22 protein-coding genes are annotated in these 22144 nt (G+C 37.7%); 16 read left to right on the top strand and 6 right to left on the bottom strand.

Annotation, left to right across the window (positions count from 1 at the left end; all coding sequences use genetic code 11):
* Positions 1–116 precede the first annotated feature (116 nt).
* The 7 genes from V4T18_RS03045 to zupT all read left to right on the top strand — a co-directional run bounded on the left by V4T18_RS03045 (position 117) and on the right by zupT (position 6314).
* The gene (locus V4T18_RS03045; protein WP_332646443.1) at positions 117–1067 is read left to right on the top strand and encodes an ABC transporter permease; all 951 of its coding nucleotides are present in this window, start codon (positions 117–119) and stop codon (positions 1065–1067) included.
* Positions 1057–2013 (top strand): iron chelate uptake ABC transporter family permease subunit, encoded by a 957-nt coding sequence (locus V4T18_RS03040; protein ID WP_332646440.1) that lies wholly within the window; start codon positions 1057–1059, stop codon positions 2011–2013. Before V4T18_RS03045 ends, V4T18_RS03040 begins: the two co-directional genes overlap by 11 nt.
* Entirely contained in the window at positions 2010–2774 is a 765-nt protein-coding gene (locus tag V4T18_RS03035; RefSeq protein ID WP_332646437.1) for an iron ABC transporter ATP-binding protein, read from the top strand. The genes V4T18_RS03040 and V4T18_RS03035 overlap by 4 nt, the downstream gene beginning before the upstream one ends.
* A 269-nt stretch (positions 2775–3043) precedes the next feature.
* The gene (locus V4T18_RS03030) at positions 3044–4027 is read left to right on the top strand and encodes a siderophore ABC transporter substrate-binding protein (RefSeq protein WP_332646435.1); all 984 of its coding nucleotides are present in this window, start codon (positions 3044–3046) and stop codon (positions 4025–4027) included.
* Between the two features lie 55 nt (positions 4028–4082).
* Complete coding sequence (locus V4T18_RS03025) at positions 4083–4409, top strand: antibiotic biosynthesis monooxygenase family protein (protein WP_332646431.1); 327 nt, start codon at positions 4083–4085, stop codon at positions 4407–4409.
* Positions 4410–4530: 121 nt separating this feature from the next.
* Entirely contained in the window at positions 4531–5139 is a 609-nt protein-coding gene (locus tag V4T18_RS03020) for a phosphatase PAP2 family protein (RefSeq protein WP_332646428.1), read from the top strand.
* Positions 5140–5501: 362 nt separating this feature from the next.
* Positions 5502–6314, top strand: coding sequence for a zinc transporter ZupT (gene zupT, locus V4T18_RS03015; RefSeq protein ID WP_332646425.1), 813 nt, complete (start codon positions 5502–5504; stop codon positions 6312–6314).
* Between the two features lie 47 nt (positions 6315–6361).
* Here the strand turns inward: zupT and V4T18_RS03010 are convergent, their stop codons facing one another.
* The 3 genes from V4T18_RS03010 to thrC form a co-directional block, all read right to left on the bottom strand.
* Positions 6362–7009: an NAD(P)-dependent oxidoreductase gene (locus V4T18_RS03010; RefSeq protein ID WP_332646423.1), complete on the bottom strand. Its 648-nt coding sequence runs from the start codon at positions 7007–7009 to the stop codon at positions 6362–6364.
* A 144-nt stretch (positions 7010–7153) separates the two neighbouring features.
* A complete protein-coding gene (gene thrB / locus V4T18_RS03005; RefSeq protein ID WP_332646421.1) occupies positions 7154–8053 on the bottom strand; it encodes a homoserine kinase in 900 nt (299 codons plus the stop codon).
* Positions 8050–9102 (bottom strand): threonine synthase, encoded by a 1053-nt coding sequence (thrC, locus tag V4T18_RS03000; protein WP_332646420.1) that lies wholly within the window; start codon positions 9100–9102, stop codon positions 8050–8052. Before thrC ends, thrB begins: the two co-directional genes overlap by 4 nt.
* Positions 9103–9303: 201 nt before the next feature.
* Here thrC and V4T18_RS02995 point away from each other — a divergent pair, with 201 nt between their 5' ends.
* Positions 9304–10554 carry an MFS transporter gene (locus V4T18_RS02995; protein ID WP_332646417.1) on the top strand — a complete coding sequence of 417 codons (1251 nt, stop codon included), beginning with the start codon at positions 9304–9306 and terminating at the stop codon, positions 10552–10554.
* Positions 10555–10892: 338 nt separating this feature from the next.
* Positions 10893–11747, top strand: coding sequence for a MurR/RpiR family transcriptional regulator (locus V4T18_RS02990; RefSeq protein WP_332646415.1), 855 nt, complete (start codon positions 10893–10895; stop codon positions 11745–11747).
* A gap of 125 nt (positions 11748–11872) precedes the next feature.
* On the opposite strand, the gene V4T18_RS02985 is transcribed toward V4T18_RS02990, so the two are convergent.
* Positions 11873–12676 (bottom strand): GNAT family N-acetyltransferase, encoded by an 804-nt coding sequence (locus V4T18_RS02985; RefSeq protein ID WP_332646413.1) that lies wholly within the window; start codon positions 12674–12676, stop codon positions 11873–11875.
* A 238-nt stretch (positions 12677–12914) separates the two neighbouring features.
* Here V4T18_RS02985 and V4T18_RS02980 point away from each other — a divergent pair, with 238 nt between their 5' ends.
* Complete coding sequence (locus V4T18_RS02980) at positions 12915–13841, top strand: manganese-dependent inorganic pyrophosphatase (RefSeq protein WP_332646412.1); 927 nt, start codon at positions 12915–12917, stop codon at positions 13839–13841.
* A 25-nt stretch (positions 13842–13866) separates the two neighbouring features.
* Here the strand turns inward: V4T18_RS02980 and V4T18_RS02975 are convergent, their stop codons facing one another.
* Complete coding sequence (locus V4T18_RS02975) at positions 13867–15240, bottom strand: FAD-dependent oxidoreductase (RefSeq protein WP_332646409.1); 1374 nt, start codon at positions 15238–15240, stop codon at positions 13867–13869.
* A gap of 128 nt (positions 15241–15368) precedes the next feature.
* On the opposite strand from V4T18_RS02975, the gene V4T18_RS02970 reads away from it, so the two are divergent.
* The gene (locus V4T18_RS02970; RefSeq protein WP_332646406.1) at positions 15369–16073 is read left to right on the top strand and encodes a DsbA family oxidoreductase; all 705 of its coding nucleotides are present in this window, start codon (positions 15369–15371) and stop codon (positions 16071–16073) included.
* Between the two features lie 120 nt (positions 16074–16193).
* Positions 16194–16832, top strand: coding sequence for an FMN-dependent NADH-azoreductase (locus V4T18_RS02965; protein WP_332646403.1), 639 nt, complete (start codon positions 16194–16196; stop codon positions 16830–16832).
* Between the two features lie 33 nt (positions 16833–16865).
* On the opposite strand, the gene V4T18_RS02960 is transcribed toward V4T18_RS02965, so the two are convergent.
* A complete protein-coding gene (locus V4T18_RS02960; protein ID WP_332646402.1) occupies positions 16866–17393 on the bottom strand; it encodes a YceI family protein in 528 nt (175 codons plus the stop codon).
* Between the two features lie 208 nt (positions 17394–17601).
* Between V4T18_RS02960 and V4T18_RS02955 the strand changes: the two genes are divergently transcribed.
* The 4 genes from V4T18_RS02955 (at position 17602) to V4T18_RS02940 (ending at position 22120) form a co-directional block, all read left to right on the top strand.
* Positions 17602–17907: a winged helix-turn-helix transcriptional regulator gene (locus V4T18_RS02955; RefSeq protein ID WP_332646399.1), complete on the top strand. Its 306-nt coding sequence runs from the start codon at positions 17602–17604 to the stop codon at positions 17905–17907.
* A gap of 18 nt (positions 17908–17925) precedes the next feature.
* A complete protein-coding gene (gene murB, locus V4T18_RS02950) occupies positions 17926–18840 on the top strand; it encodes a UDP-N-acetylmuramate dehydrogenase (protein ID WP_332646396.1) in 915 nt (304 codons plus the stop codon).
* A gap of 41 nt (positions 18841–18881) precedes the next feature.
* A complete protein-coding gene (locus tag V4T18_RS02945; RefSeq protein ID WP_332646393.1) occupies positions 18882–19646 on the top strand; it encodes an exodeoxyribonuclease III in 765 nt (254 codons plus the stop codon).
* Positions 19647–19741: 95 nt separating this feature from the next.
* Positions 19742–22120, top strand: a complete 2379-nt coding sequence (locus tag V4T18_RS02940) for a penicillin acylase family protein (protein ID WP_332646391.1) — start codon at positions 19742–19744, stop codon at positions 22118–22120.
* The last annotated feature ends 24 nt before the right edge of the window (positions 22121–22144 follow it).

The raw sequence follows: 22144 nt of genomic DNA, 5'->3' as shown, positions 1-22144 counted from the left end.
ATCAATATCAATTACGAGTTGTTTTCAATTTCGGCATGATTTATAATGAGAAGCGTAATCAATGATAATCATTTTCATTTTAAATACGTTAAATCTAACAAAACATGGAGAATAGCATGAGACTTTGGTATTTAATCGTTGCCACTGTAATTTTATCGGGTATTTCGTTGTTCCTTGGTGCGAAAGATATCACGCCACTAGATCTACTTGATTTTAATTCAGAGGAAACAGAAGTTTTTTTAATTAGTCGTTTGCCACGATTGGTTGCAATCATCTTGGCAGGAGTTGGTATGAGTATTGCTGGATTAATTATGCAATCGCTCAGCCGAAATAAATTCGTGTCACCAACAACAGCAGGTACATTAGATGCTGCGAAATTTGGTGTACTCATTGCAATGATTTTTACAGCAGGCACATACACACATAAGCTTATTTTTAGTTTTACCTTTGCTTTGCTAGGTACATTGCTGTTTATGTATCTATTAAGCAAGATTAAGTTTAAAGATGCAATATTTATCCCCCTTGTTGGCATTATGTTCGGGAATATTATTTCCTCGATGACGACATTCTTTGCCTATAAAGCGGATATTTTACAAAATGTATCGGCCTTTATGATGGGGAGCTTTACACTTATTTTAAAAGGCAATTATGAATTACTCTATGCAAGCATTCCAGTGTTGATTGTGACATATATTTATGCGAATCGCTTTACAGTAGCTGGTATGGGCGAAGACTTTGCCAAAAACTTAGGGGTAAAATACAAGTATGTTATGAACTTAGGGTTAATTCTTGTCGCATTGATTTCGACAATCGTTATTTTAACAGTCGGCGTTATTCCATTTTTAGGGTTAATCGTACCGAACCTTGTATCGATTTATAAAGGAGACAATTTAGCTAAGACACTACCACATACAGCAGTATTAGGTGCACTATTCCTTTTAGCGTGTGATATTGTCGGGCGTCTTATTATTTATCCATATGAGATTCCAATTAATTTAACAGTTGGCGTAATCGGTGGCGTGCTCTTCTTAATTATGTTATTTAGGGGGAGAGCATATGCGAAATAATGGAATTAAATTTACTATATTAATAATTTTAAGTATTGTATGTATTGCGCTCTATGCATTGTATGACATTAAAGGAAGCTTTGATTATGCCTTCCCACGCCGTATGATTCGTGTGTTAGCAATGATAGTGACAGGGGTAGCAATTGCTTACTCTACAGTTGTATTCCAAACAATCACCCATAACCGAATTTTAACACCTTCCGTTATGGGACTAGACTCGATGTATATGGTTATGCAAACAGTTATTTATTTCTTCCTAGGATCAAGCTCGATTCTTGTAATTAATAAATATTTTAACTTTACTATTTCAATTATAGTGATGGTTATTTTTGCACTTTTATTATATCGCTTCTTATTTAGAGCTGATAAGCACCCGATTTATTTCTTACTTCTAGTAGGGATGATTTTAGGGACATTGCTCGGAAGTGTTACGACATTTATGCAAGTTGTTATTGATCCAAATGAATATTTAAGTTTACAAAATAAAATGTTTGCTAGTTTTAACAACGTAAATGGAGATCTAGTTTGGGTTGCAGCAGCAATTTTAATCTTAGCCTTTATTTATGGTTATTCAATTATGAATAAGTTAGATGTCATGTCTCTAGGTCGTGATAATGCGATAAACTTAGGTGTTAATTACGACCGAATAGTGATGAATGTACTTATTTTATCAGCGGTATTAATTGCAACATCAACAGCGTTAGTCGGTCCAATTTTATTCTTTGGACTAATCGTAGCGAATCTTTCGTATCAGTTCTTTGCAACGTATAAGCATTCCACGTTGATTGCCGGTGCGAGTCTAATCAGTATTGTCGCATTAGTCGGTGGTCAATGGGTTGTAGAACACCTATTTGAATTTAGTACAACATTAAGTGTAATTATTAATTTCATCGGTGGGGTGTACTTTATTTACTTATTACTGAAAGAGAGTAGGGCGACAGGATGATTCAAGTAAAAAGCTTAAGTAAATATTTTGGAAAAAAAGCAGTTGTCGAAGATGTCAATGTAACGATTGAACCTGGAAAAATTACATCCTTTATTGGTCCCAATGGCGCTGGTAAGTCAACATTACTGTCGATGGTAAGTCGCTTATTAAATGCAGATACAGGGGAAGTATTATTAGATAAAAACGATGTACGAGGTTGGAAATCAGATGAATTCGCAAAGCGTGTATCAATATTAAAGCAATCGAACTTTATGAATGTACGTCTTACTGTTCGTGAACTTGTGTCATTTGGACGTTTCCCTTATTCGAAGGGTCGCTTAACAGAGGAAGATCAGAAGTTTGTGAACCAAGCCTTAGAATATATGAATTTAATCGACATGGAAGACAAGTTTTTAGATGAGCTTTCTGGCGGTCAGCGTCAGCGTGCCTTCATTGCGATGGTTATTGCCCAAGATACAGACTACGTGTTATTAGATGAACCATTAAATAACCTAGATATGAAACACTCTGTGCAAATTATGAAGATTTTACGTAAGCTTGTCGATGAGCTAGGTAAAACAGTTGTTATTGTTCTTCACGATATTAACTTTGCCTCTGTGTATTCAGATCGAATTGTGGCGCTGAAAAATGGCCGTGTTGTAAAAGACGGTCCTACGCAAGAGATCATTAATTCAGATGCGCTAAAACAAATCTATGATATGGATATTCCTGTTCAAGAGCAGGATGGTTGTCGAATTTGTGTATACTTCAATTCTCATTAAGATAAATGAGAAAATTTAATAGGCACATATTAAAATATTGTTTTTTATATAATATTTAATGTGCCTATTTTTTTGTTTTTGATTGATAAATCAATGTTTTGAATGATGTTGAAACGGGTTTAAAAATATTCATGGAAAATTTAGAAATAGTATTGACGATGAGAATCAACGTGCTATAATGAGAATTGTCAATTGATAATGATAATCATTTGGAGGTGTGATAGCTAACACCCTCTGACTAATAAAAATGGAATAGGAGAGTATGACAGATGAAAAACTGGAAATTACTTACTGTTATTTTAGCGATGCTAGTATTTGTACTAGCTGCATGCGGAGATTCTAAAGAGGAATCTGGAGATAAAGAATCAAACACTGGTAAAGATACAGAACAACAAACGGGTGCATACCCAATTACAATTAAATCAACTGTTGAGGGCTATGAGGATCAAACTTTTGAAAAAGCTCCAGAAAAAATCGTTGTATTTGATTATGGCTTCCTTGATACTTTAGACACTTTAGGTGTTGAAGTGACAGCGGTAGCTAAAGGGAACTTCCCAGAAAACTTAAAAAAATATGCGGATGATAAATACTTAAATGCTGGTGGCTTAAAAGAGCCATTATTTGAAGATATCGCTGCAATGCAACCAGATGTTATTTTCATCTCTGGTCGTCAAGCCGATGCTTACGAGCAATTAAATGAAATCGCTCCAACTGTATTCGTTGGTACGAACAGCGCAGATTATATCAACTCATTTAAAGCTTCTGTCAACATCGCTGCAGAATTATTCGGTAAACAAGACGAAGCTGCTGCAAAATTAGCTGAATTCGATAAAGCGGTTGAAGAAGTAAAGACGGCTGCTGAAGCTTCAGGTAAAAAAGCATTAGTAACACTTTATAATGAAACAATGGCTGCATATGGTCCAGGCGAAAAATCTCGTTATGGTTTCGTTCACAATGTATATGGTTTCGAGGCTGCAACTAATGATTTAGAAGATTCTAATCATGGTGCACAACTAAGCTATGAACAAATTTTAGAAATCAACCCAGATATTTTATTCGTAATTGACCGCTTAGCTGCTACGGGTGAAGAATCAAATATCCACGATGCAATTGAAAATGATATTATTAACAAAACAAACGCAGCGAAAGATGGAAAAATTGTCTACTTAAACGGTGCTCTTTGGTACCTAGCGGGTGGCGGTTTATCTTCTGAGCTTGCAAAAGTAGAAGAAGTAAAAGCGGCATTACAATAATGAAAATAAGGCTGTCCTTCCTTAGGGCAGCCTTTTCTAATAGGGGGATAAGATAATGTTTGTACAAATTCGTAAATGGGTTGTTACTGAAGGAAACTCAGATAAGGTCGTTGAGCGTTTTAGTAAAAAACCAGATCAAGGTCCATCCTTAGTAGAGCAGCAACCAGGTTTTATCAGTCGTGAACTGCTAGTGAAAAAGGTTCGACGAGGTGCCGAAGAAGTTGTAATGATTATTCGTTGGGAATCTGAAGAGGCATGGAAAAACTGGGAAAAGAGCCCGGAGCATATTGCAGGTCATAAGGCACGTTTGAAAGAAGGAAAGCCAGAAAAGCCAGAGTTTATTATAGAAATGACTCATGGAAACTATACTGTAATTGAATAAGTTTTATAAAATGTCCTATAACCCATGTATATAGGGCATTTTTTTGCCGATCGGGATATAAAATGATTGTAAGGTATACTATTATGATAAAATGGCTGTAGAAAGATGAAGGTGGTTTTGTATGAAGATTTTGTCGTACGGATTAGCGATTGTGACGTTAATCGTTTTTTTTATTTTGAAAGTAAATTATGAACAGCCTAGTTTTGTAGCATTTGATGAAAGCATGAGCGAACTATTAGGTGGGAATGAATTAATTATCCTTTTTCATAATATAGGTGATACAGGATTCGTCGTGACGGTAGCGTTAGTATTACTTGTTTGGCTATGGGTACGTGAACGAAATTTCCGCGGAATGCTATTTGTACTTATGACAATTGCTTTTGGAAATGTACTGAATCAGGTATTAAAAATATGGATTGAACGGCCAAGGCCTGAATTGGTGGACCAGCTAACATCCTTTAGTTTTCCATCAGGGCACTCAATGACAGGCGTTCTTTATTTGCTAACCGTAGCGTATTTATTATCTCAGCTAGTAGCAAGTAATAGACGAGTGGTACTATTATGGATTGTCGCAATTATATTAGCTTGCCTAATAGGTATGGCTCGAGTTGCAGAAGGACGACATTACGCAACAGATGTACTGGCTGGATGGAGTATGGGATATACATGGTTCATCGTTTGTGTTATATGGTATGAAAAAAGAAAAAGAGTATTTGAAAAGATAAATTAGTCGATTTCAAAAATAATTTTATTAACAAGATTCATGAACATTTAAGTGAAGATACAGCATCGTTGATAGAAATATGCATGATGAAATTGATTCAAATAAGAAATAAAAATAACACCTATTCGAAGAGATGTAACTCTAAGAATAGGTGTTTTTAATTGTAATTAAGTATGTGTTTAAAAGCGTTATTCGAAAAATTAACGAACATCTATTAGAGTAGCATGAGTATGGGGATATACGGCTACAATACGAGTGAGTAAATCTAGTTCTAGCATAAAAAATTTGCCTAGATAAATAAAGTTGCCTATAGGAAACAAGACGTTTATAATACTATTGATAGTAAATAGATTGAGGAGAGAATATAGATGGAAGGAAATGTGTTACTAGCATTGGGTCTAACACTGTTCGCAGGACTTGCAACAGGCGTTGGCAGTTTGATAGCATTCTTCACTTCGAGAACAAACACAAAGTTTCTATCTGTTGCTCTAGGATTTTCTGCGGGTGTAATGATATACGTATCACTTGTGGAGATATTTGTTAAAGCAAAGGATGCCTTAACGTTAGCACTAGGTGATAAACAAGGCTACTGGATGACATTGGTAGGTTTCTTTGGTGGCATGCTCGTCATTGCGTTAATTGATAAATTTATCCCGAATAAAACAAATCCTCATGAAGTTCGTATGGTAGAGGATATTGACAAAGTTGAAAGTAAAATTCAAGATGCCGATAAGCTAATGAAAATGGGGACATTTACAGCATTAGCAATCGCTATTCATAACTTTCCAGAAGGTATTGCTACATTTATGTCAGCTTTACAAGATCCGAGCTTAGGCATTGCAATCGCCATTGCAGTAGCCATTCATAATATTCCTGAGGGAATTGCGGTAGCTGTACCAATTTTTTATGCGACAGGAATTCGTAAAAAGGCATTTAATCTTTCGCTGCTGTCTGGGTTAGCAGAACCATTAGGAGCGATTGTTGCGTATTTAATTCTAATGCCATTTTTAAATGATGTGATGTTTGGTATAGTATTTGCAGGGGTTGCGGGTATCATGGTATTTATTTCGTTAGATGAGCTACTACCAGCAGCAAAAAAATATGATGAAACACATTTATCGATCTATGGTCTAGTGGCAGGAATGGCTGTTATGGCGATAAGCTTAGTGTTATTAGTATAAAAAGAGACGTGTTACGAGTGAAATAGTCGTAACACGTCTCTTATTCTTTAGGAGGCAGTTGTTGTATTCTCTGATGCAACTGTAAAGATCGTATTAATATAGTTCGCGTTCTCGAGCTCATCGATTACGGCTACTGCAAAATCAGCATAGCTTATATAACTGTTAAATTGTGAATTTACAAGAAGGCGCTCCCGTCCTATGATGTAATGACCGGTACGAGGTCCATCTGAATCAAACATTGCTGAGGGACTTAAAAATGTCCATTGTATAGAAGAATTTTGTAGGTCTTGTAAGTTTAGAAGCTGATATTTTGCAGATTCTTTTAAATGCTCGGGGTATTTTTTATGATCCATTAGACGAATTGTTTTATCTCGATCAATGTAAAGGCAGCCAGAGCTACCGACGACAAATAGCTTTTTTTGTGTTCCTTCTAAAATGGATATTAAATGTTTTCCAGCGTTTACGTGTAGATAAGCTTCGTCAGTAGTTGGGGCGAATGCGTTAATAAGGACATCAAATGGCTCGATATCTTTCTTTGTTAAATGAAATAAATCCTTTTCGAGCGTTTCGACATCAGTTCTTTTCAAAATAGCTTTATTTATCACAATGGCAGTTACGTCATGATTTCTCATTAGTGCCTCACGTAAAATATGGCTACCTGCTTTTCCAGAAGCGGCAATCAGACCAATTTTCATCCTTATTTCCCCTTTCTTTTATGGTTATCTTATTAATATACCCAAAAATCACAAAAACTATGCATGGGATTGACGTAAATATGTAAATTGGGGGAAATGTACCAGAAAAAAATAAAATCGCCCCGAAATAGAGGGGCGATTTTATTATAAAGGCGATACTCTTATGCCATAAGGATCTGCTTTTGTTAAAACGATGGTATGATTTGGGAACTGTTTACGCATACTAGCCATAAAACTTTCCGTGATATTATTAGGTATTATCGAAATTAGAGTCGGTCCTGCGCCACTTAATGCTGTTCCATAAGCCCCAGCATTTTTAGCTGCCTCATGAATAGTAGAAAAGGCTGGTATAAGTTTGGCACGGAACGGCTCATGGAATAAGTCTGCTTCCATATAGCGTCCGATACGCTCATAATCCTTCGCGATTAATGCAGCGGCTAGCATATTTGCATTGGCACTTGCACGAACTGCATATGAGCGGTCAAACTGTGAAGGTAATACATCGCGTGCTTCGGCTGTTTTAAGCTCAACCTCAGGGATATAAACAACAAAAGAAGCATCGATATCTGTGATGTGCATCGTATCTACTATACCTTCTTCATCCATTGCAGAAATCGTTAAGCCGCCTAATACAGAGGCAGTAGCGTTATCTGGGTGACCTTCAATCTGTGATGAAATATTTAGTTTATCTTGCTGTGATAAATTTAGATCGCAAACAATATTGGCTAATTCAATAGCACCTACGATTGCAGCGGCGCTACTTCCTAGACCACGGGCAAGTGGTAGCTCGCTCGTCATTTCGACACGGCAAGGTGGTAAGACTTTAGCGTATCTAGTAGCAACATCCTTTGCTATTGTATATAGCAAATGGCTTTCGACCGTTGTATCGGCTGGCACATTTTCACCTGTATGAATAAATTCCCACTCGTTCGCAAGAGACACTGTTAAATTTAAATAAAGTGACAAACCTAACCCGATAGAGTCAAAGCCAGGTCCTAAATTCGCAGTGCTTCCAGGAACTGTGATTTGCCATTTGCTTGTCATAGAATACCCTCAATATATTCGCGAATATCTTTTTCGTCATTTTTAAGCGATACTAAATCAACAGTAGAAACATTCATTGCTGTATCTGGATCCTTTAAGCCGTTACCAGTAAATACTGTCACAACTTGACTACCTTTTGCGATTTTGCCGGATTCAACAGATTTAATCACACCCGCTAATGAAGCTGCTGAGCCTGGTTCAACGAAGATACCTTCAGCACTCGCAATTAACTTGTAGGCTGCTAAAATTTCTTCATCAGTAACTGAGTCAATGATACCGCCTGACTCATCACGTGCCGCTTCAGCGAACTTCCAGCTAGCCGGATTTCCGATGCGGATTGCAGTAGCAACAGTTTCAGGGTTTGCGATAGGCTCTCCTTTTACGATTGCCGCAGCTCCTTCAGCCTCGAAGCCGAACATTTTTGGAAGACCAGTACCTTTTGCATCGTTATACTCCTTGAAGCCTTTCCAGTATGCCGTGATATTACCTGCATTACCAACTGGGATGCATAAATAATCTGGCGCTTTACCAAGTGAGTCAACGATTTCAAATGATGCCGTTTTTTGACCTTCAATACGATAAGGGTTTACAGAGTTTACTAATGCAACGGGTGTAGTTTCACTTACTTGACGAACGATGTTAAGAGCATCATCAAAGTTGCCATCAATTTCAATAATTTTTGCACCGTACATGCAAGCTTGAGCAAGTTTTCCAAGTGCTACTTTCCCTTTCGGAATAACAACAATTGATTGGATACCAGCACGTGCAGCATAAGCAGCAGCAGCAGCAGAAGTGTTCCCTGTTGATGCACAGATTACGCATTTAGAGCCATCTTCTATTGCCTTAGCTACAGCAAATACCATCCCGCGATCCTTAAAAGAACCAGTCGGATTTGCGCCTTCGATTTTACCATATAATTCAATACCGAGTTTTTCCGATAAATTAACTAAATGAATTAAAGGTGTATTTCCTTCGTTTAATGTTAATAGAGGTGTATTTTCATTTACAGGTAAATATTGCTTATATTCTTGGATTAAACCTTTCCACATAACATTTTAAGCTCCTTTTGTTCTCACTGGATGAACAGTTGTTTTTGTATAAAAGACATTGTACTCCTACAGAAAGTCCATTTCAATAGGAAATGAATAAATAGTCGAAACAATTCGATATTTAAAGTTGTCCTTGTCACGTAATAGAAACAAATGTATAGTATCCATGTAACGTCAAGTGTAAAGACAGGTGGTTATAGTATGAGTAGTACAAATATGCATAAGTCAATGCAAAAAAATCAGCAACAGATTTCGAAAAATAAGTTACTTGGTGTTGCTGGAGTTGGCTGGATGTTTGATGCAATGGACGTCGGAATCTTGTCCTTTGTTATTGCTGCATTATCGGTGGATTGGGGCTTAAGTGATATCGAAAAAGGCTGGATTGGTAGCGTCAATTCGATAGGTATGGCCGTCGGTGCACTCGTTTTCGGTGTTTTAGCAGATAAGGTAGGTAGGAAACAAATTTTTATGTGGACCCTTGTTCTATTTTCTGTAGCAAGTGGACTTTCCGCATTTACAACTTCACTAGCAATGTTTTTATTGTTACGTTTCTTTATCGGTATGGGGCTCGGCGGTGAGCTACCCGTTGCCTCTACATTAGTGTCGGAAAGTGTAAAGGCAGATGAACGTGGACGTGTCGTCGTGTTACTAGAAAGCTTTTGGGCTGGCGGTTGGTTAATTGCAGCAATCATTTCTTATTTTGTTATACCGGCAGATTTTTGGCCAATTGAAGGATGGCGTGTAGCGTTATTATTAACTGCTCTCCCTGCATTTTATGCAATTTACATTCGCATGAAGCTACCAGACTCCCCGCAATTCGCAGTAAAAGTAGAGTCAAAAAAGCGATCAATTTTAAAAAATATGGCAGATGTTTGGTCTGCAAAATATGCACGCACTACAGTAATGCTATGGGTGCTATGGTTTACTGTTGTCTTTTCTTATTATGGTATGTTCTTATGGCTGCCAAGTGTAATGGTTGGTAAAGGCTTTGACATGATTTCTAGTTTTAAATATGTGTTAATCATGACGTTGGCACAACTTCCAGGGTATTTTACTGCAGCTTGGTTTATTGAAAAATTTGGACGGAAATTTGTCCTTGTTACTTATTTATTAGGAACAGCAGCAAGTGCCTTTGTGTTTGGTAATGCAGATACTGTAAACGTATTACTCATTTCGGGGATGCTCTTATCGTTCTTCAACTTAGGTGCATGGGGAGCGCTATATGCTTACACACCAGAGCAATATCCAGCTATTATTCGTGGTACAGGTGCTGGTATGGCAGCTTCGGTTGGTCGTGTTGGGGGGATCTTTGGGCCGCTCTTAGTCGGAATGCTTCTTGGGAAAAACTATGATATAGGCTTTGTGTTTACTATCTTTTGTGTCGCGATATTAATCGGTGTCGCAGCGGTAGTATTTTTAGGGAAAGAAACAAAACAAATAGAGTTAGATTGATTACTGAGTACATGGGGGAATTCATCTGAAATTACCCCCATGTTTTTTATGCAGGAAAGCTAATTATTACTCACTAATTCGTCAATAGATTAAATCGCACTAAATCAATGTGCTTTATAAAAATTGATAAATCTTTTGTTTTTGCAATTAGATTTTACAACCTATGTCAATTTTGTATCTAGTTTAGTTTCGTTGATTAAAGTGATAAAGTTTTTTTTCAGAAAAATCATTGTATTCAATTATTATTCATGTTAAGGTATTTTTTATTATATGGAACAATGCACGTAAATAAATCACATCACTAATTTTATTTAACTAAATAGGGAAGGAAATGACGTATGAGTATTTGCGAAAGTATAAAGAAAAAGTATATTCGTTTATCAAAAGGTCAACGCAAAGTTGCGCAATTTGTTATGGATAATCCTAATATAATTGCTACACAAGTAGCTTCTGAGGTAGGTAGACAGGCTGGTGTAAGCGAATCAACAGTTATACGTTTTTGTTATGCAATGGATTTGTCGGGTTTTAGTGAACTACAGCAATTAGTAAAAGATTTCTTAATTGAAAAAGATGGGGCTACTTCTATAGCGCCGAAAAAACATACGATAAAAAAACAGAATATTCCGTGTTACGATAGTATGTCACAGGATATAGATAGAATCCTACAGACAATACAGCAAATTGACGAAACACAATTTAACCAGGCAATGAACATGCTACATAATGCAGAGCGTATATTTATCCTAGGCTTTAGAAGCTCAGCTCCAACCGCGTTTTGGATGTATCACAACTTGCAAATGCTACGACAAGATGTACATTTTATGCATTATGATGCGACTAAAATTGGTTCAGACTTAATACAGATGAATAGCCAGTCGGTAATGTTTTTAGTTGGCTTTAATGAGCAGCAGGAAGATGTCATGGCTGTAGTGGAGCTGGCGAAGCGTAAAAATGTGAAAATTATTGCAGTAACAGATCATACCCCATGTCCTGTTCAAGAATATGCAGATATTTTATTAGTGCTGGACCAAAATGAGCAGTCGTTCTGTCAAGGTGATGTAGCAGCCATATCTATGTTACAGGCTTTAGTGGAAGGCATGATTTCATTAAATAAAGAGCATTACGAAGCATTAAGGAGCGCAAATATAGCAAATTCATCCAATGTATTAGATAGGTTAATTGAATCGGTATAATATTACACCCCTATGAAGATTAAAGAGTTTTCATAGGGGTGTATTTTATTCTTGTATTTTCCATAGCACGAAAAAAAGAGGGGGTTCAGAAAAGTTGTAGCTTCCGAACTCCCTCTTTAATTTGATTAAACTAGTCTTTTGCTATAATAGTTTTCGTTAAAAGTCATATTTCCTATTTTGACAGACCCTTCTCGAGTGCCATCTAAGCTATAGCCGTGTTTCTGGAATAAAGCGATTGCAGCCTCATTATGTACCAGTATACATGACTCTATTCTCTCTATATGATGGCCCATTGCCCATTGCTCTGCATGTGTAAGAAGGGCTGAGCCAATACCTAGACACTGTTGAGAGGCGATTACACCTATTCGGAGTGATGCAACATGATTAGTGCGAGGAGATCTATTCCCTTTAATAACTGCATAGCCGGCATATATGCCATTCACAATACATAATAAAATAGTTCTGTTTTTTAATTTGCGCCATTCGAGCAGGTTTTTACGAACTTGCTGAACTGTTAAATTTTGTTCCTTTTCACCGTAATATTCAAGGTCAGATTCCTTGTTAACTAATTCCTGTAAATTAATAAAAGCGCGGGCTTCATCCGATTCAATCGGGCGTATAATATACGTCGGTTTGCTACACATTCCCTCGGTATCATCGTCACTCTTCTTAGCCGATAACTGTGAAAATGTAACAGAACGTCCTAACTTAACATCAATAACATTATAACCTGCATTTACCCAAGATAAATAATGGGATAATGGGGGTTTAGTTTTTTTCCACCAGCTTGAATTTAAGTAAGCTGCATTTGGCAATTCTTGTCCCATGATATTTTCGATAGCTTCATACGATAGTGTTATTTCTGGTTGAGTAGTATTGTTAAAAAACTCAGCTAATGGAATATATTTCTTCTCCATTTTCTTCGTCATGGTTATCCTCATTTCTCTCTATGAAATTATAATAATCTATGTAATTTTACCATAATAATCATATTTTTAATATATACAATTATTGCCAACTTGAATATTTATATGTTCAATTGAGTTGTTAGGATATTATGCAATAAAAAGCTACTATAGAAACGCAAAACTTCTATTTCTCTTATAACAAGTAGGTGTGATAAAATATAGTCGAAATAAAGCATTATTTTAATATAGGAGGCGCATTATGAGCAAAGTGTTAGTGTTCGGACATAAAAACCCAGATACAGATACAATTACATCAGCAATCGTATACTCATACTTAAAGCAGCAATTAGGTGTGGAAGCAGAGGCAGTACGTTTAGGTGAAGTAAATAACGAAACAAAATATGCATTAGAAAAATTCGGATTTGATGCACCACGTTTAATTTCATCAGTTGCTGGAGAAGCAGAACAAGTGATTTTAGTTGACCATAACGAACGTCAACAGTCTGCGGATGGTATTGAACAAGTACAAATTACAGAAGTTATTGATCACCATCGAGTAGCAAATTTTGAAACTGCAGATCCGCTGTATTTCCGTGCAGAACCAGTTGGCTGTACAGCAACGATTTTAAACAAAATTTTTAAAGAGCACGATGTAGAAATTCCAGCCGGTATTGCAGGACTAATGCTTTCTGCTATCGTTTCTGATACATTGTTATTCAAATCTCCAACTTGCACTGAGCAGGATGTTAAGGCTGCAAATGAATTAGCTCAAAAAGCAGGAGTAGATGCAGCAGAGTACGGTCTAGCGATGTTAAAGGCGGGCGCAGATCTTTCTGATAAAGCGTTAGAGGACTTGCTTTCATTAGATGCAAAGGAGTTCCAATTTGGCTCGTATAAATCAGTAGTAGCTCAAGTAAATGCGGTTGATATTAATGATGTTCTTAGTCGCCAGGAGGAGCTAGAAGCCCTACTGAATAAAAATGTAGCTGATAATGGTTTAGATTTATTCTTCTTTGTTGTTACAGACATTTTAAATAATGACTCAACAGCAGTAGCAATTGGTCGTGTTGCTGAAGGAGCGGCGAAGGCATTTGGTACTACGTTAGATAACAATCGCGTAGTATTATCAGGTATCGTATCTCGTAAAAAGCAAATTGTACCTGTACTAACAGATGCATTAAAATAAATATAAAAACAGAAAGCCGATACATTCATGTATCGGCTTCGTTTAAGTTTAAGGGATAAACTGCAGGACCTTCTATTACTGCTCCATCTTTGCTAAAACGAGAGCCGTGGCAGGGACAATCCCACGTTTCATCTCCTTCGTTCCAACGTGTTTTACAGCCTAGATGTGTACATTTGGGGGCTTTTCTTCTTTTTATATGACCGCCTATAAATTGCTCACCGATAAATCCAATGGATACAAGCATCTTATAAAGCGCTTGTGGAAATTGATTCCGGCTAGGAGTGTATAGATTGCTTGCCGGATGTGTATTCCCTTGAATAGCCTCACTCAATATTTCCGCAGCTACTAGAGCATTCGATAGGCCCCATTTATGGTACCCGGTAGCGAGATAGATTGTCGATTCATTTTTAGTTAGTGGACCAACATAAGGAATTTGATCGGGAGTAGATATATCTTGTGCACTCCAACAGAATTCGGGACTAGGTAGGTCAAAGATGTTTTTTAGCTCTTGTGCCAATGTATCGTAATATTTCTTCGTGTTACTGACGGTTCCTGCAAGATGCCCGCTGCCACCATAAATAAAAAAAGGTGTATTATTCACTAAAGCTGTGCGAATTGTTCGGGACTCGGTATCTACACTTAAATATTGTCCATGTAATAACTCAGATGTTTTTACCGCGGTTAAATAAGCGCGATGAGTGGATAATTTTGCACTATATAACCCTTTAATCGATTCAATTGGGTAATGTGTGCATAATATAAGCTTTTGAAAGCCGATTTCATACTTATTTGCTATAGCACTTTTATTTGAATTAATGATTTTTGTTACTCGGGATTCAGTATAAATCCTAGCCCCTGCCTGAAGAGCTAGTTTAGCAAAATGGTTGAGGAAGGCTGCTGGATTAATTTGTGCTTCTTTTTGAATACCAAGCGCTAATTGTAGTGGAAAGGAAAGCTCCGTTTCTGTCGTCACCTCTGCATTAATACCTATCTTTTTATAAGCTTCTAATTCATTTTGCAATAACGTTTTTCCCTTTTCTGTTGTGGCATACAAATAGGATGTCACACGAGAAAATAAACTTGAATTTGCATGTTCCAGTGCAGCTTCAATGGCATTTTTATTGGCTGTATAATAATCTTTTGCATTGTCTACCGGAATCGTAGAAAAAATAGGTCCATGCTGCATCGTCAATTTTCCAGTGGAATGTGCAGTTGCACCTAATGCGAGTGTAGGTTGTGCTTCTAGAACAATAACATCGACTCCTTTTTGGGCTAATAAATAGGCTGTGTAAATGCCACTTAAACCACCTCCAATAATACATACTTCGCAAGTGGTATTAGCGTCCAATGTAGACGTATTAACAGGGTGAAAACCGTTAAGCCATAGTGTGTTTTGCATCAACTTCCCACTTTCTTTCTTTTTTACCGTTCAGTATTGGGTAATAAACAGCACAATATTCATGAGACTTATTAATTGTAAGAGCTTACATTTCCTCGGTACAATAAAATGAAAGGAGGAAGTAAACTATGAAAATTGAAATTTGGTCAGATTATGTATGTCCTTTTTGTTATATCGGTAAAAAACAATTAGAGCAGGCTATTGAAAAAACGGGATATAAGGGGCAACTTCAAGTAGAGTATAAAAGTTATTTATTAGATCCAACTACCCCAGTCCATGCTGAGGAGTCTATATATAGTGCACTTTCTCGTAAGTATGGCATTTCGGTGCAAGAGGCTAAAAACATGACGAATAATGTTGCAGATCGCGCCAAAGAGGTCGGATTGGAATATAACTTTGATGATATGAAGACTGCAAATACAACAGCAGCCCATCGTTTAGCTAAACTTGCAATAGATGAGGGGAAGGCAGAGGAATATAACGAAAGAGTACTTCGTGCATATTTTCTTGAGGGCGAAGCAATAGGGCTAGTAGAAGTATTGGAGAGGCTAGCAACGGAGGCGGGACTAACTAAGCAGCGTGTGCAGGATGTTTTAAATACCGATGAATATGATGAATCAGTAGAAAAGGATATATACGAAGCGCAACAGCTAGGCGTTCGAGGGGTGCCATTCTTTGTCTTTAACAATAAATATGGCATTTCTGGTGCACAGCCGCAATCGGTATTCGAACAAACAATAGAGCAAGCAGCTTCGGAAGCAGGGTTGAAAAAATCGTTAAACATAGTAGGCGATGCAGGTGCAGTCTGTACCGATACTGAATGTGAAATTTAATTTCAGTCAAAAGTAGTAGAGTAACATTGTTGATTTTTATGTGTTGCTCTATTATTATAAAGAGGTATCTTGAATTCGAGATATATTTCAAAAATGTAAATTACGAGGAGAATTCTATAAATGACTAACGTTTTAGTAGTAAAAGCAAACAACCGCCCTGATGGCGTATCAACAAAAATGTACGAAACATTCGTAGCAGAAGCTTCAAAAGTGGCAGGAGTTAACGTAACAACTTTCGACGTATTTGCTGAAGATTTAGCATACTTTGGACAAGACCTGTTTAACGCATTTGGTAAAGCACAAGCTGGTGAAGAATTAAACGAAAAAGAGAGTGCTTCTTTAGCGGCATTCAATAAATCACGCGAAGCATTATCAGCTGCTGACCTAGTAGTATTTGCATTCCCATTATGGAACTTAACGATTCCAGCTGCATTACAATCATTCATCGACTATACGTACGGTGCAGGTTATTCATTTAAATATGATGAAAATGGCAACCTAGTGAGCTTAATGACTGATAAAAAGTACATTGTATTATCAGCACGTGGTGGTATTTATTCAACACCAGAGACTGCACCAATGGAAATGGCTGCAACATATATCAACACAGTTATCGGTGGTGTATACGGTATGCAAAAAGTGGATGAGGTTATTATTGAGGGCCACAATGCAAACCCAGCAGAAGCAGAGAACATCATTGCAGCGGGCTTAGAAAAAGTAAAAGAAGTTGCACAAAAATTAGAAACAGTTTTAGCGTAAGGATTTGATCCCAGGTAACTATACCTGGGATTTTTATATTGAATGAATTTCTAATTTTACGGAGATAAGAATATTTTCATCAATAATCGTACCACCTGCTTCAATTAATGCATTATATGTAAGACCGAAATCTTTTCGATTTATAAAAGCTGAACATGTAAAGTAGTGAGTTTCTGCGCCCCAAGCCTTTAACTCATACCCGTTATGCTGGACGTCAAAGCTAATTGCTTGTGTAATATTTTTAATTGTGAGATTCCCGATAAGTTTTGAACTTCGATTTTCTAGAGCGATGAGATCGGATAGCTCGAAATATATTTTGGGGAATCGATCAGCGTCGAAAAAATCAGCCGATATTAAATGTTGGTCGCGTGCACTATCGCGAGTGGAAATACTGGCAACATCAATTTCAAATATTATCTTTGCATCTTCTAAAGTTGAAATATTAGAAGCTTGAATTGTAGCTGAGTAGGATTCAAATTTCCCCTTTACCTTTGACACTAACATATGCCTTACAGAAAATCCTATTTCAGAGCGTGCAACATCTACTGCATATCGAGTCATTCATAGTCCCTCCTTTGTATATATGTATAAATAATAAATTAAATGTAAAATTAGTACAATATGTGTAATAAATTAGAGTGAATAGTCGTGGAATATAAGTTATCTTTCGTAAGTAATTGATTAATGGTAAATTAATATATATTTATGATAATGTAAATTTACTTTCAATTTAAATATCGTTACAATAGACGATGTAGAGGTGAACAAAATGAAAGAAACAGCACTATGTCCCCGTCTTTCTAAAGCGATGGAGCTTATTGGGAAACGTTGGACAGCTTTAATCATTTATCAATTGTTAGACGGACCACAACGTTTTAATGCGATAGAGTCTGCATTACCTATAAGTGGTCGTTTGTTATCTGAGCGCTTGAAGGAATTAGAGAAAGAGGACATCGTTGAACGTAACGTATTTTCAGAGGTGCCTATTCGAGTTGAATATTCTTTAACTGAAAAGGGGCGTTCTTTAGAAGGAGCTGTACGCGAAATTGAGCGTTGGGCACAAAACTGGACATAAGGAAAGGGAATGGCTTGCATGACAATACAACAATGGGCAAAAGATTTAGCTCAAATTGTGAATCCACAAAATGTTAAAACCAATGAATCTTTAAAGCAGTATACAATGACAAAACTAGGAGGGATAGCGGATATTTTTGTTATGCCTGAAACGGAGCAACAGGCAGCTGATATTGTCAAATATGCACATGAAACGAAAGTGCCGATATTGATGCTAGGGAATGGCTCGAACATGGTTGTTAGAGACGGAGGTGTGCGCGGAATTGTGCTGCACTTTGCCAAGCTCGATGCCATTCATATTAATGGTGATCTAGTGGTAGCACAAGCAGGGGCATTGATTAAAGAAGTGTCAAGACAGGCAGCAGGAAAATGCTTAACAGGCTTCGAGTTTGCTTGCGGGATTCCTGGTTCTATCGGTGGTGCCATGGCAATGAATGCGGGTGCTTACGGTGGAGAAATCAAAGATATCATTGTAGACTGTACTGTTTTAACACAAGAGGGAGAGCGGCTAGTACTATCAAAAGATGAGCTAGAGCTTGCCTATCGAAAAAGTATTATCGCTAAAGAAGGATATTATGTGTTAAATGCAAAGTTCCAGCTGACGGAGGGCAATCAAGCTGATATTGATGCTAAAATAGCGGATTTAACGTATCAGCGAGAGTCAAAGCAGCCGCTTGAATACCCATCAGCAGGAAGTGTCTTTAAACGTCCACCTGGCTATTTTGCAGGGAAGCTAATTCAAGATAGTGATTTACAGGGTAAGGGCGTAGGTGGAGCTGAAGTGTCCACAAAGCATGCTGGCTTTATTATTAATAAAAATAATGCATCGGCAACTGATTATATCGAAACAATTCAAATGGTCCAGCGTACAGTAAAGGACAAATTTGATATTGATTTAGAGCTCGAGGTTAAAATTGTAGGAGAAGATAAATAACCTGTCGCATTTTTGCGGCAGGTTTTTCTAAGGAGTATGAGATGAAATTTATATCGTGGAATGTGAATGGAATTCGTGCATGTGTATCGAAGGGCTTTTTAAATTATTTTCATGAAATGGACGCAGACTTTTTTTGTATTCAGGAATCGAAGTGTCAAGCAGGACAAGTGGAGTTACCGCTGGAAGGCTATTATCAATACTGGAACTATGCACAGAAAAAAGGTTATTCTGGAACAGCAATTTTTACAAAGCATGAACCTCTAAGCGTAAAATATGGTGTTGGCGAAGAGGAAACAGAGGATGAGGGCAGAATAATTACACTTGAATATCCTCACTTCTACTTAGTCAATGTGTATACACCAAATGCACAACGTGATTTAGCAAGGCTTCCGTTCCGACTTCAATGGGAGGACAAGCTCACCCAATATTTACAAGGGTTAGATACTGATAAACCGGTTATTTACTGTGGCGATTTGAATGTTGCACATACTGAATCTGATATAAAAAATGCAAAATCGAACAGGGGTAATTCGGGTTTTACAGAAGAAGAACGAGGCAAAATGACGGATTTACTTGCAGCTGGATTTACAGATTCATTCCGTTATATATATCCTGATCGAACAGATGCCTATACGTGGTGGTCATATATGAACAAAGTACGTGAACGGAACATCGGATGGCGGATAGATTATTTTATTATTTCAAACCGCATTGTACAGAATGTATCGGTAGCGGATATCCACGCACATGTACTTGGGAGTGATCATTGTCCGATAGTACTTGAAGTAGAAAATATAAGCATATAGTAGAAGAAGAGACTCCTTAATTATAGTATTTTGGAGGACTTCTTCTTTTTTTGCGGAATTTTATTAAGTAAGTTTGAAAAAGGGGTGGGAAATAAGTGGAAAATGAGAGAAAAAAGAAGGGGAAATTACTGCGTTTTATTTTATGGCTTGTCGGTATTTTAATAGCGGTTACTATTGTCGCTTTGACTGCGCTCAATGTGTATATTGGGAAATCGGAGCCAAAAATCCAAGGAGAAGTATCAGTAGAAATCTTAAATCAGGATGTCACAGTAACCCGGGATGAAGCTGGAGTACCACATATCGAGGCGATGTCTGATGAGGATCTTTACCGTGCACAGGGATATGTACAGGCACAGGACCGACTTTTCCAAATGGATTTAGCGCGTCGACAGGCAAGTGGGATGCTAGCTGAAGTAGTTGGGGAAGCTGCTGTAGATACGGATAAATTCTTCCGGACATTCAGCTTGCGACATGCCGCAGAGCTTTCCTGGGATGGCTATAATGCAGAAGCGAAGAGAGTGCTCGAATGGTATGCAGAAGGCGTAAATGCGTATATAAAGGAAGTTAACGGAACATCGAAATTACCTTATGAATTTAAGCTGCTTGGCTATGAACCTAAGCCTTGGACAGCAATAGATTCGCTAACGATTGGCAAATTTATGGCGTACGACTTAGGTGGAAACTGGAACCTACTGGCGTTTCGTCATTGGGCACTACAAAATTTCACGGAAGATCAGATGGCAGAGCTTGTCGTAGATTATCCAGAAAATGCACGCTCTATTATTGAAGCTAATTTAGCAAATCCTGTTCAGGTTGCAGGAGCCTTTGAGACAGGACTAATTCCAAATGAGTTTAATGGTAGTAACAACTGGGTTGTATCGGGTGAGAAAAGTGAATCGGGTGCCCCGTTGCTAGCAGATGATCCGCATTTAGGGTTAAATACGCCTTCTATTTGGTATCAGATGCATTTAAAATCACCCGAACAAAATGTAAGTGGTGTTATATTTGCCGGAATTCCAGGGATAATTTTAGGTCATAATGAGTCAATCGCTTGGGGGGTCACGAATGTAAATCCAGATGTACAGGATTTATATATTGAAAAGCCCAATCCAAATAATCCTTATGAGTTTTTATATGATGGACAGTATGAAAAAGCAGAGGTGCGTAATGAGCCAATTCTCGTAAAGGATGGCGAAACAGTCGATTTTGAAGTAGTTGTCACTCGACATGGTCCGATAATTTCTGAGTTGGTTTTTGATGAAGAGCCTGCGAGTGCTGTATTCTCTATGCAGTGGACAGCACTTGAGCCAACAAGAGAGCTACAAGCTGTGATGGGCTTTAATAAAGCAAAGAATTGGTCAGAATTTGATACGGCACTACGTGATTTTATGGCCCCTGCTCAAAACTTTGTATTTGCTGCGAAGGATGGGACAATTGCCTATCGTGCGAATGGCAATGTACCAATTCGAAAAAAAGGTAATGGCCAATTACCGGTGCCAGGAGATTCATCCCAATATGGATGGGATGGTTTTGTACCATTTGAGGAGCTACCTACAGTAATTAATCCTAAGGAGGGCTACATCGCAACCGCAAATAATGAAATAGTTGGTGATGAATACCCCTACCATATTTCTGGCTTTTGGGCACAGCCGTACCGATATGAGCGTATAGCAGAAATGTTAGAGGCGAAGGATAAGCTAACGCTCCAGGATATGAAGGATATTCAAATGGATAAGAAAAACCTGTATGCCGCAGAATTTTTACCACATTTTATTGAAACATTAAAAAAGATGGACACGAAAAAGAACTATAGTGATATTATAGCTTCACTTCAAGAATGGGATTATGTAGAAACAGTGGATGCACCACAGCCGCTTGTTTGGCATTATTTATTAGAAGAAATAAAGGCAACCCTATTTGAGGATTCGATGCCAGAGGATGTTTATGAGATGATGCCTGGTAAATTCCAGGTAACGGATAATTTATTGCGCGATGCTTACTCTGGTAAAGAAGGTGTTTGGATTAAACAGGCGGGTGGACTTGATGCATTAGTTTTTGAGTCCTTCGAACGTGCAGTAGCGGATATTTCTGAGGACTTCGGAAAGAATAGTGAAAAGTGGGCTTGGGGTGATTATCATCAATTAACCTTCGATCATTCAATTGCAGGTGCGTCGAAAGTGTTAGAGATGTACTTAAATCCGAAACCACAGCCAGTTGGAGGATCTCGTACGACTGTTCAGGCTGCAGCAAATAATGACGACGGAGAGGTTGATCATGGAGCTTCGTGGCGATTTGTTGTAGATTTAAATGATTTATCAAGGGCAGAGCATATTGTTGGTCCAGGTCAAAGTGGTCATGTTAAATCAGAGTGGTATCATGATCAAATTGAAGATTGGATTAATGGAGAGTATCACACAACAAGTATCGTAGGAGAATATGAGAAATCGTATAAGCTAACATTAAAAGCAAAATAAAATCAAAAAAGTCTACTTCGGTAG

The organism is Lysinibacillus sp. 54212 (assembly GCF_036662795.1).
GTDB lineage: Bacteria > Bacillota > Bacilli > Bacillales_A > Planococcaceae > Lysinibacillus_B.
The sequence above is the reverse complement of the archived record's forward strand: the minus strand, read 5'-3'. Positions and strand labels throughout refer to the sequence as shown.